The organism is Escherichia sp. MOD1-EC5950, assembly GCF_002965345.1.
Classification (GTDB): domain Bacteria; phylum Pseudomonadota; class Gammaproteobacteria; order Enterobacterales; family Enterobacteriaceae; genus Escherichia; species Escherichia marmotae.
Window position 1 is genome coordinate 134,613 of record NZ_PTSR01000004.1, and the last position, 10,467, is coordinate 145,079.

Annotated in this window: 16 protein-coding genes and 1 pseudogene; all 17 read left to right on the forward strand. The window is 49.1% G+C overall.

Features of this window, described 5'->3' with window-relative positions; translation table 11 throughout:
* The first annotated feature begins 2 nt into the window (after positions 1 to 2).
* The 17 genes and pseudogenes from BEA93_RS07510 (at position 3) to BEA93_RS07595 (ending at position 10,461) form a co-directional block, all read left to right on the forward strand.
* A complete protein-coding gene (locus BEA93_RS07510) occupies positions 3 to 371 on the forward strand; it encodes a phage protein NinX family protein (protein ID WP_047624827.1) in 369 nt (122 codons plus the stop codon).
* Complete coding sequence (locus tag BEA93_RS07515) at positions 364 to 540, forward strand: protein NinF (RefSeq protein ID WP_105224409.1); 177 nt, start codon at positions 364 to 366, stop codon at positions 538 to 540. Before BEA93_RS07510 ends, BEA93_RS07515 begins: the two co-directional genes overlap by 8 nt.
* Positions 533 to 1,255 (forward strand): phage antirepressor KilAC domain-containing protein, encoded by a 723-nt coding sequence (locus BEA93_RS07520; protein ID WP_064236819.1) that lies wholly within the window; start codon positions 533 to 535, stop codon positions 1,253 to 1,255. The genes BEA93_RS07515 and BEA93_RS07520 overlap by 8 nt, the downstream gene beginning before the upstream one ends.
* Positions 1,255 to 1,545 carry a DUF1364 domain-containing protein gene (locus tag BEA93_RS07525; RefSeq protein WP_087897448.1) on the forward strand — a complete coding sequence of 97 codons (291 nt, stop codon included), beginning with the start codon at positions 1,255 to 1,257 and terminating at the stop codon, positions 1,543 to 1,545. The genes BEA93_RS07520 and BEA93_RS07525 overlap by 1 nt, the downstream gene beginning before the upstream one ends.
* Positions 1,542 to 1,904: a RusA family crossover junction endodeoxyribonuclease gene (locus BEA93_RS07530; RefSeq protein ID WP_105224410.1), complete on the forward strand. Its 363-nt coding sequence runs from the start codon at positions 1,542 to 1,544 to the stop codon at positions 1,902 to 1,904. Before BEA93_RS07525 ends, BEA93_RS07530 begins: the two co-directional genes overlap by 4 nt.
* The gene (locus BEA93_RS07535; protein ID WP_024008439.1) at positions 1,901 to 2,089 is read left to right on the forward strand and encodes a phage NinH protein; all 189 of its coding nucleotides are present in this window, start codon (positions 1,901 to 1,903) and stop codon (positions 2,087 to 2,089) included. Before BEA93_RS07530 ends, BEA93_RS07535 begins: the two co-directional genes overlap by 4 nt.
* Positions 2,086 to 2,709 carry an antitermination protein gene (locus BEA93_RS07540; RefSeq protein ID WP_001235461.1) on the forward strand — a complete coding sequence of 208 codons (624 nt, stop codon included), beginning with the start codon at positions 2,086 to 2,088 and terminating at the stop codon, positions 2,707 to 2,709. Before BEA93_RS07535 ends, BEA93_RS07540 begins: the two co-directional genes overlap by 4 nt.
* A gap of 676 nt (positions 2,710 to 3,385) precedes the next feature.
* The gene (locus BEA93_RS07550) at positions 3,386 to 3,709 is read left to right on the forward strand and encodes a phage holin, lambda family (RefSeq protein ID WP_000783734.1); all 324 of its coding nucleotides are present in this window, start codon (positions 3,386 to 3,388) and stop codon (positions 3,707 to 3,709) included.
* Positions 3,693 to 4,169 carry a glycoside hydrolase family 24 protein gene (locus BEA93_RS07555; protein ID WP_105224411.1) on the forward strand — a complete coding sequence of 159 codons (477 nt, stop codon included), beginning with the start codon at positions 3,693 to 3,695 and terminating at the stop codon, positions 4,167 to 4,169. The genes BEA93_RS07550 and BEA93_RS07555 overlap by 17 nt, the downstream gene beginning before the upstream one ends.
* Positions 4,166 to 4,603 (forward strand): lysis protein, encoded by a 438-nt coding sequence (locus BEA93_RS07560; RefSeq protein WP_060617796.1) that lies wholly within the window; start codon positions 4,166 to 4,168, stop codon positions 4,601 to 4,603. The genes BEA93_RS07555 and BEA93_RS07560 overlap by 4 nt, the downstream gene beginning before the upstream one ends.
* A gap of 201 nt (positions 4,604 to 4,804) precedes the next feature.
* Entirely contained in the window at positions 4,805 to 5,239 is a 435-nt protein-coding gene (locus tag BEA93_RS07565) for a KilA-N domain-containing protein (RefSeq protein ID WP_105224412.1), read from the forward strand.
* 309 nt (positions 5,240 to 5,548) lie between these two features.
* Positions 5,549 to 5,743 (forward strand): hypothetical protein, encoded by a 195-nt coding sequence (locus BEA93_RS07570; protein ID WP_236942047.1) that lies wholly within the window; start codon positions 5,549 to 5,551, stop codon positions 5,741 to 5,743.
* 139 nt (positions 5,744 to 5,882) lie between these two features.
* Positions 5,883 to 6,125, forward strand: a pseudogene (locus BEA93_RS07575) (DUF2560 family protein).
* 1 nt (position 6,126) lies between these two features.
* The gene (locus tag BEA93_RS07580; RefSeq protein ID WP_105224414.1) at positions 6,127 to 6,306 is read left to right on the forward strand and encodes a hypothetical protein; all 180 of its coding nucleotides are present in this window, start codon (positions 6,127 to 6,129) and stop codon (positions 6,304 to 6,306) included.
* 23 nt (positions 6,307 to 6,329) lie between these two features.
* Positions 6,330 to 6,818 (forward strand): DNA-packaging protein, encoded by a 489-nt coding sequence (locus BEA93_RS07585; RefSeq protein ID WP_000729920.1) that lies wholly within the window; start codon positions 6,330 to 6,332, stop codon positions 6,816 to 6,818.
* Complete coding sequence (locus BEA93_RS07590) at positions 6,796 to 8,295, forward strand: terminase large subunit domain-containing protein (protein WP_000417850.1); 1,500 nt, start codon at positions 6,796 to 6,798, stop codon at positions 8,293 to 8,295. The genes BEA93_RS07585 and BEA93_RS07590 overlap by 23 nt, the downstream gene beginning before the upstream one ends.
* A complete protein-coding gene (locus tag BEA93_RS07595) occupies positions 8,296 to 10,461 on the forward strand; it encodes a portal protein (RefSeq protein WP_023486193.1) in 2,166 nt (721 codons plus the stop codon). It abuts the gene before it with no gap.
* The last annotated feature ends 6 nt before the right edge of the window (positions 10,462 to 10,467 follow it).

Here is a 10,467-nt window from a genome sequence, read left to right on the forward strand (position 1 = left end):
CAATGGATTATTCACAGTTAAGTGATTTTGAAATTAACAGAATGGTAGGAGACATAATTTTTAAAGGCCTTTGGGCATGTAAACCGGAAACATCAGGGAATAACACCAACAAATGGTATTACGGAAATGCTGATACAACTTTTGAGCCATTAAACCCTTTACCTGACTACTGCAATGATCCGAGCGCCTCATGGCCTGTAATCGCAAAACATCATATCAGCATATGTGCATACGAAAGAAATAATCCTGGAATGAAGAATGAATATTGGTGGGAGGCAGATAGATTTTGTGAATTTATTACCATAGACAACAACCCACTCCGCGCCGCCATGATTGTATTTCTCATGATGCAGGACGCCAATAATGCTTAGCCCATCCCAATCCCTTCAATACCAGAAAGAAAGCGTCGAGCGAGCTTTAACGTGCGCTAATTGCGGTCAAAAGCTGCATTTTCTGGAAGTTCACGTGTGCTCCGATTGCTGCGCAGAACTGATGAGCGATCCGAATAGCTCAATGTACGAGGAAGAAGACGATGAATGAGTTAATAAATGGCAATGCCATCAAAATGACAAGCATTGAAATCGCTGAGTTGGTGGGAAGTCGTCATGACAAGGTGAAACAATCTATTGAACGACTGGCGGCTCGAGGTGTGATCCGAAATCCCCCAATGGTGGTTTTCGAAAAAATCAATAACTTAGGATTACTTCGTGGCGTAGAGGCTTACGTTTTTGAGGGCGAACAAGGTAAGCGAGACAGTATTGTCGTTGTAGCCCAGTTGTCGCCGGAATTCACCGCTCGTCTTGTTGACCGTTGGCGAGAGCTTGAAGAAGCTGCGGTTAATATCCCCAAAACGCTACCGGAAGCGTTGCGCCTTGCTGCTGACCTTGCTGAGCAGAAAATGCAACTGGAAAACCAGCTCGCAATTGCCGCACCTAAAGTTGAGTTTGCCGATCGCGTTGGCGAGGCCAGCGGAATTTTGATTGGAAACTTTGCAAAGGTTGTCGGTATTGGTCCAAACAAACTGTTTGCATGGATGCGCGATCACAAAATCCTTATTGCTTCAGGTTCCCGGCGAAATGTGCCAATGCAGGAATATATGGATCGCGGCTATTTCACAGTGAAAGAAACAGCGGTCAACACAAATCACGGAATACAGATATCGTTCACCACAAAAATCACCGGGCGTGGTCAACAGTGGCTGACCAGAAAGCTGCTCGATAACGGAATGCTGAAAGTAACAGGGGAGGCTGCTTAATGGCTAACCTACGCAAAGAAGCGCGCGGCAGAGAATGTCAGGTACGTATTTACGGCGTATGCAATGGCAATCCTGAAACTACAGTTCTGGCACATTACCGGATGGCTGGAATTTGCGGAACGGGAATGAAACCTGACGACCTGATCGGCGCATGGGCTTGTAGCTCGTGTCACGATGAAATCGACCGACGCACCCATAACCTCGACAACAAAGACGCCAGACTTTACCACCTCGAAGGCGTAATCAGGACGCAGGCGATACTGCTGAAGGAGGGGAAGATTAAGTCATGAACGAATATCAGTTTGTGCTTCCATACCCGCCGTCGGTGAATACCTACTGGCGAAGACGGGGAAACCAATACTACATCAGCGATAAAGGCCAGAAATACCGAAAAGAAGTTCAGCAAATAATCCGCCAACTCAAGTTAGACATTTTCACCAAATCACGACTCCGCATCAAAGTCATCGCAGACGTTCCAGACTCCCGCCGCCGCGACCTCGATAACATCCTGAAAGGTTTACTCGACTCTCTTATCCACGCCGGATTTGCGGAAGACGACGAGCAATTCGATGACATTCGCGTAATTCGTGGTGTGAAAGTACCAGGCGGACGGCTTGGAATAAAAATCACCGAACTGGAGAACGTATGAACGCCACAATTCAAACGATACCAGAGCTTCTTATCCAGACACGAGGAAATCAGACCGAAGTGGCGAGGATTCTTTCCTGCGCAAGAGGAACAGTGCTCAAGTACAACCGAGACAGCAAAGGCGAGCGTCACGTAATAGTTAACGGCGTCCTGATGGTCAAACAGGGCAAGAGGGGAAGACCATGAGACTCGAAAGCGTAGCTAAATTTCATTCGCCAAAAAGCCCGATGATGAGCGACTCACCACGGGCCACGGCTTCTGACTCTCTTTCCGGTACTGATGTGATGGCTGCTATGGGGATGGCACAATCACAGGCCGGATTCGGAATGGCTGCATTCTGCGGTAAGCATGAACTCAGCCAGAACGACAAACAAAAGGCTATCAACTATCTGATGCAATTTGCACACAAGGTATCGGGGAAATACCGTGGTGTGGCAAAGCTCGAAGGAAATACTAAGGCAAAGGTGCTGCAAGTGCTCGCAACATTCGCTTATGCGGATTATTGCCGTAGTGCCGCGACGCCGGGCGCAAGATGCAGAGATTGCCACGGTACAGGTCGTGCGGTTGATATAGCAAAAACAGAGCAGTGGGGGAGAGTTGTTGAGAAAGAGTGCGGAAGATGCAAAGGCGTCGGCTATTCCAGGATGCCAGCAAGCGCCGCATATCGCGCTGTAACGATGCTAATCCCAAACCTTACCCAACCCACCTGGTCACGCACTGTTAAGCCGCTGTATGACGCTTTGGTGGTGCAATGCCACAAAGAAGAGTCAATCGCAGACAACATTTTGAATGCGGTCACACGTTAACAGCATGATTGCCACGGATGGCAACATATTAACGGCATGATATTGACTTATTGAATAAAATTGGGTAAATTTGACTCAACGATGGGTTAATTCGCTCGTTGTGGTAGTGAGATGAAAAGAGGCGGCGCTTACTACCGATTCCGCCTAGTTGGTCACTTCGACGTATCGTCTGGAACTCCAACCATCGCAGGCAGAGAGGTCTGCAAAATGCAATCCCGAAACAGTTCGCAGGTAATAGTTAGAGCCTGCATAACGGTTTCGGGATTTTTTATATCTGCACAACAGGTAAGAGCATTGAGTCGATAATCGTGAAGAGTCGGCGAGCCTGGTTAGCCAGTGCTCTTTCCGTTGTGCTGAATTAAGCGAATACCGGAAGCAGAACCGGATCACCAAATGCGTACAGGCGTCATCGCCGCCCAGCAACAGCACAACCCAAACTGAGCCGTAGCCACTGTCTGTCCTGAATTCATTAGTGATAGTTACGCTGCGGCCTTCTACACATGACCTTCGTGAAAGCGGGTGGCAGGAGGCTGCGCTAACAACCTCCTGCCGTTTTGCCCGTGCATATCGGTCACGAACAAATCTGATTACTAAACACAGTAGCCTGGATTTGTTCTATCAGTAATCGACCTTATTCCTAATTAAATAGAGCAAATCCCCTTATTGGGGGTAAGACATGAAGATGCCAGAAAAACATGACCTGTTAGCCGCCATTCTCGCGGCAAAGGAACAAGGCATCGGGGCAATCCTTGCGTTTGCAATGGCGTACCTTCGCGGCAGATATAATGGCGGTGCGTTTACAAAAACAGTAATCGACGCAACGATGTGCGCCATTATCGCCTGGTTCATTCGTGACCTTCTCGACTTTGCCGGACTAAGTAGCAATCTCGCTTATATAACGAGCGTGTTCATCGGCTACATCGGTACTGACTCGATTGGTTCGCTTATCAAACGCTTCGCTGCTAAAAAAGCCGGAGTAGAAGATGGTGGAAATCAATAATCAACGTAAGGCGTTCCTCGATATGCTGGCGTGGTCAGAGGGAACTGATAACGGACGTCAAAAAACCAGAAATCATGGTTATGACGTCATTGTTGGCGGAGAGCTATTCACTGATTACTCCGATCACCCTCGCAAATTTGTCACGCTAAACCCCAAACTCAAATCAACAGCCGCTGGACGTTACCAGCTTCTTTCCCGTTGGTGGGATGCCTACCGTAAGCAGCTTGGCCTGAAAGACTTCTCTCCCAAAAGCCAGGACGCTGTGGCATTGCAGCAGATTAAAGAGCGTGGCGCTTTACCGATGATTGATCGCGGTGACATCCGTCAGGCAATCGACCGTTGCAGCAATATCTGGGCTTCACTGCCTGGCGCTGGTTATGGTCAGTTCGAGCATAAGGTTGACAACCTGATTGCAAAATTCAAAGAAGCGGGCGGAACGGTCAGAGAGATTGAGGTATGAGCAGAGTAACCGCGATTATCTCCGCTCTGGTTATCTGCATCATCGTCTGTCTGTCATGGGCTGTTAATCATTACCGTGATAACGCAATCGCCTACAAAGAACAGCGCGATAAGGCCACATCCACAATCGCTGACATGCAGAAGCGTCAACGTGACGTAGCAGAACTCGATGCCAGATATACAAAGGAGCTTGCTGATGCTAACGCGACTATCGAAAGTCTCCGTGCTGATGTTTCTGCTGGTCGTAAGCGCCTGCAAGTCGCCGCCACCTGTGCAAAGTCAACGACCGGAGCCAGCAGCATGGGCGATGGAGAAAGTCCAAGACTTACAGCAGATGCTGAACTCAATTATTACCGTCTCCGAAGCGGAATCGACAGGATAACCGCGCAGGTTAACTACCTGCAGGAGTACATCAGGACGCAATGCCTGAAATAATTTTTTTGCAAATCACAAAGTCAATTTAATGAGCCTCGCGATGCGGGGCTTTTTGCAATAAATGCGTACCGCAACGCATGTTTTTTACACCGAACCGGCCCCTTTGGAATGGGCCTTTGAGGATACCAGTTAGTGCTGGCGAGCCTCGGTGGGCTGGTTTCCTGTGCGGCAAAGGTTCATTTCAAAGAGTAGGTACACGCTATGAAATCATTAACCCTCTTCAATCAACCAATTCGTATCGGTGAAGATGGCATGATCTGCCTCACTGATATGTGGAAAGCCAGTGGTAAAAGTGAATCTGAATCTCCGTACCACTACCTGCGAAACAAGCAGACCAAAGAGTTCTTAGCCGAGCTGGAGAAAAACCACGAATCTGTGGTTTTTACTGAGCGCGGTGTACACGGTGGAACATATGGCGGGAAGTTTGTTGCTTATGATTATGCAGCATGGCTAAACCCCGGATTTAAATATGCAGCCTATAAAGTCCTGGATGACTACTTCACCGGAGAACTTCAGCATCGCAACAGCTTAAGTGCGCAGCTCAATATGAAGTGTCATGAGTTTGATCAGAAAAAAGATATGGCGAGCAGCTGCGCCTCAACGGCTGTGTCAATCATCACTTTGTTAGCTACATGATGCGGAACTCGATCATGCAGGCATTCATGGACATGGCAAAAGCCGAGAGGAAAGAAGAGCGCCGGCGTAAGCGAGCGGAAGCAAAAGCGAAGTAGCCATTACAAAGCCCATCTACTGGTGGGCTTGATAATGAAACCGAAATTTATTCTGGGCAACCAGTTACGGCAGTACCGCGAAACAACCCAAGCCAGTAAGCGGGGAAATAACACTGGCAGCCACTGAAAGATGAACCTCCTGCCTTATGGCAAAAAAAGATTCTTTGTGGTGGCGGACTGATGGAAAGACATCCGCTGAATCGATAACGAACAAGTGGAAGAGGTTGCGATGTTTTCCGTAAACAAAGACAAAGACCAGAAGGGAGGCGTTGAATACATCACTGGTGCCGATGGTGTGAAAAGGCCAATGGCTTATTACAAAGCGGCTGAAGAGAGGGCAAGAATGGAAAATACCCCTAAATGCGGATCATTTTTCGACATGCTGAACCTTCAACAATGGAAGTTGTGAACAACTAGCAGGTCGCTCAGGCGGCCTTTTTTATTGCCATCACAAAAGCCATTCCCTACAGAGTGGCTTTGATAATGGCTTATACCCTACACGGGATAACTTAACTGATATCCCTTTTAACGGATAAACGGAGCCAACAATGGCAGAGATTATTCCCATGACTGAAGAACAGAAATTCCAGCTAGAGATTTACAAACTGGTCATGAACCAGAACGCAGCCGCAGAAGAAGCATTTCAATTCATTGGCACTGACTAGCTGAAGCTTGAGCTATTCAAAATTCACTTCCAGTCAGGCGGCGCTAATTCGGATATCACGACCCGCACTATCGAAGCGGTGCGTAAATCGAAGGAAGCGTTAGACCTGTTCACTACCGGAGCATGATGTGATCCGTGTAATCAATTTGGGTAAGGAGAAGAAATTCCCAATTACTCAAGAGCTTTATGAGCGGCTGGAAAGCGTCATTCATGATTACGATGGTGAAATCAGTTTATGCGAGGCGATTGGCACACTCGAATTGCTGAAGCAGTCACTGATTGAAAGCGCGAAAGAGTCCTCAACCTGAAATGACAATTAAGTGAGATGAATATGGCAGCACCAAAGGGCAACCGATTTTGGGAGGCCCGCAGTAGCCATGGGCGAAATCCTAAATTCGAATCGCCTGAGGCGCTGTGGGCTGCTTGTTGTGAATACTTCGAGTGGGCTGATGATAACCCGCTATGGGAGGGTAAGGTATTTTCATATCAGGGAGAAATAATTAAGGCTAATGTCCCTAAGATGCGAGCCATGACTATTTCAGGATTGTGTACCTTCCTTGATATCACCAGGCAAACATGGGGAACCTTCCGGTCAATGGAAGGTTTTTCTGACGTCACATCACGAGCGGAAGACATCATCTACGACCAGAAATTCTCTGGCGCAGCCGCTGACCTTCTCAACGCTAACATCATCGCCCGTGATTTGGGCCTCAAAGAGCAGTCGCAAGTTGAAGACGTGACACCTGATAAGGGAGATCGCGATAAGCGGCGCTCTCGTATCAAGGAGCTATTCAACCGTGGAACTGGACGCGATTCTTGATAACCTGAGCGACGAAGAGCAAATCGAGTTGCTCGAGCTACTCGAAGAAGAAGAGAACTACCGGAACACACACCTGCTATATGAATTTACGCCATACAGCAAACAGCGTGAGTTCATCGACGCCGGGCATGACTACCCAGAGCGATGTTTTATGGCTGGTAACCAGCTTGGTAAGTCATTTACTGGTGCTGCTGAAGTCGCGTTTCACCTTACCGGGCGTTATCCGGGAACAAAAGGCTATCCGGCTGATGGTAAATATGGCGGGGAGTGGAAAGGTAAGCGTTTCTATGAGCCTGTTGTCTTCTGGATTGGTGGCGAGACAAACGAGACTGTAACCAAAACGACTCAACGCATCCTGTGCGGTCGTATCGAAGAGAATGATGAGCCTGGCTACGGTTCCATACCGAAAGAGGACATCATTAGCTGGAAGAAGTCTCCTTTCTTTCCGAACCTTGTTGATCATCTTCTGGTTAAGCATCACACGGCTGATGGCGTTGAAGATGGCATTTCAATCTGCTACTTCAAACCATACTCGCAAGGCCGCGCTCGCTGGCAGGGTGACACAATCCACGGCGTGTGGTTTGACGAAGAACCACCATACAGCATTTATGGCGAAGGCCTTACCCGTACCAACAAATACGGGCAATTCTCAATTCTGACGTTTACCCCGCTGATGGGGATGTCTGACGTTGTTACCAAGTTCCTGAAGAACCCCAGCAAGTCGCAGAAAGTGGTCAACATGACCATCTATGACGCTGAGCACTATACCGACGAGCAGAAAGAGCAAATCATCGCATCCTATCCAGAGCATGAGAGAGAGGCGCGTGCTCGCGGTATTCCTACGATGGGTAGCGGTCGAATCTTCCAGATACCGGAAGAGACGATTAAGTGTCAGCCGTTCGAGTGTCCGGATCACTTCTACGTAATTGGCGGGATGGATTTCGGATGGGATCACCCACAGGCGCAGGTTCAGCTTTGGTGGGATAAGGACGCAGACATAATCTACCTTTCACGCGTGTGGAAGGCGAAAGAAAAGACAGCTGTTCAGGCGTGGGGAGCCGTTAAACCATGGGCGCATAAAGTGCCAACCGCATGGCCCCATGACGGAAACCAGCACGAGAAGGGCGGCGGTGAGCAGCTCAAAGGGCAGTATGCGGACGCTGGATTTATGATGTTGCAGGAGCATGCGACATGGCCTGATGGCGGTAATGCTGTTGAGCCTGGAATCACTGAATTGCGCGACATGATGCTAGATGGTCGCTTCAAGGTATTCAACACCTGTGAACCATTCTTTGAGGAATTCCGCCTCTATCACCGTGATGAAAACGGGAAAATCGTCAAGCTTAACGACGACGTGCTATCCGCCGTTCGCTATGCATACATGATGCGCCGCTTCGCCAAAATGATGCGCGACATCAAAAAACCAAAAGAGAAAAAGATACCAGCCCCAATCAGGCCCATCGCACGGAGAACTTAAATGGCCGACGAAAACAGACTCAATTCCATTCTGTGTAAGTTTGACGCGGACTGGATGGCGAGCGATGAAGCCAGAACCGAGGCGACAAATGACCTGTATTTTAGCCGAGTGTCGCAATGGGATGACTGGCTATCAAACTACACGACCCTGCAATATCGCGGACAATTCGATGTTGTTCGCCCGGTGGTCAGGAAACTTGTCGCAGAGATGCGACGGAACCCTATCGACGTTCTCTTCCGACCCAAAGACGGCGCTAATCCTGATGCAGCCGATGTGTTGATGGGGATGTATCGTACTGATATGCGCCATAACACGGCAAAAATTGCCGTTAACGTTGGCGTTCGTGAGCAGATAGAGTCCGGTGTTGGTGCATGGCGTCTGGTCACGCAGTACGAAGACAACGATCCAACAAGCAACAATCAGGTAATCCGACGCCTGCCAATCCATGAAGCCTGCTCACACGTCATATGGGACGCCAACAGCAAGCAGATGGATAAGAGCGACGCTAAGCACTGCACGGTGATTAACGCCTTGTCACGCAATGGCTGGAAAGAGTTCGCAGAGGATTACGGTATTGATCCTGACACGCTGCCATCTTTCCAGAATCCAAACGATACATGGCTGTTTCCGTGGGTATCGAATGATGTCGTCTACGTCGCTGAGTATTACGAGGTAGAAGAGAAGAAAGAGAAAGTCTTCATCTACCGCGACCCGCTGACAGGTGAGCCGGTCAGCTATTACCAGCAGGATATCAAAGACGTCATCGACGACCTAGCTAATCGTGGATTCATTAAGGTAGCAGAGCGCAAGGTGAAGCGTCGGCGTGTGTATAAGTCGATCATCACCTGCACGCAGATACTGAAAGACCGCGAGAAGATAGCCGGAGAGCATATTCCAATCGTTCCAGTGTATGGCGAATGGTCATTCGCTGGTGACAAGGAGTGCTACGAAGGAGTGGTAAGGCTGACGAAAGACGGTCAGCGCCTTCGTAACATGATCATGTCATTCAACGCCGATATTGTTGCTCGTTCACCGAAGAAGAAACCGACCTTCTTCCCTGAGCAAATCGAAGGCTACGAATACATGTACGGTGGAAATGATGACTATCCGTACTATCTGCAGAACAGGACCGATGAAAACGGTAACGACCTGCCGATTGGTCCAATCTCCTACATGGAAAACCCTGAAGTGCCGCAAGCCAACGCTTACATGCTTGAGGCAGCCACCAACGCAGTGAAAGAGGTGGCTAGTCTTGGCGTTGATGCGCAGGCGGCAAATGGTCAGGTCGCTTTCGATACCGTCAATCAACTGAACATGCGGGCAGACCTTGAGACATACGTGTTTCAGGATAACCTGGCTACCGCAATGCGACGTGATGGCGAGATTTATGCCTCAATGGTCAACGATATTTATGACGTTCCTCGTCATGTAACGCTGACACTTGAAGATGGAAGCGAGAAAGACGTTCAACTCTATGCGCAAGTTGTCGATTATCAGTCCGGCAATGTGGTCACACTCAACGACATTCGCGGTCGCTATGAGTGCTATACGGACGTTGGGCCATCCTTCCAGAGCATGAAGGAACAGAATCGCGCAGAGATTCAGGAGTTGCTAACCAAGGTTCCGCAAGGTACTCCAGAGTTCCAGATGCTGATGCTGCAATACTTCACGCTGCTTGACGGTAAAGGCGTCGAGATGATGCGAGAGTACGCGAACAAGCAACTGGTGATGATGGGGCTGAAGAAACCAGAAACACCTGAAGAGATGGAGATGGTGCAGCAGGCACAACAACAGCCGCAGCAGCCATCAGCAGAGCAAATTCAGGCGCAGGGTATCCTTCTGCAAGGTCAGGCTGAATTGCTCAAGGCAGAGAACCAACAGGCGCAGATTCAGGTTGAAGCGGCCAAGGTTGAAGCCCAAAACCAACTCAACGCCGCGAAGATTGCAGAAATCTTCAACAATATGGACCTCGACAAGCAGGCAGAACTGCGTGAGTACCTCAAGCTCGTAGGTCAATTCCAGCAACAGCGCAGCAAAGATGCTCGTGCTAACGCTGAGCTGCTTCTTAAAGATGCAGACCAGACTCATTCACAACGCATGGATTTCGCGAATCTTATGCGTCAAGTTCAAATCCCCTCCGGCGGAGTAGCCGAGACACCTCAATAAGAGAGA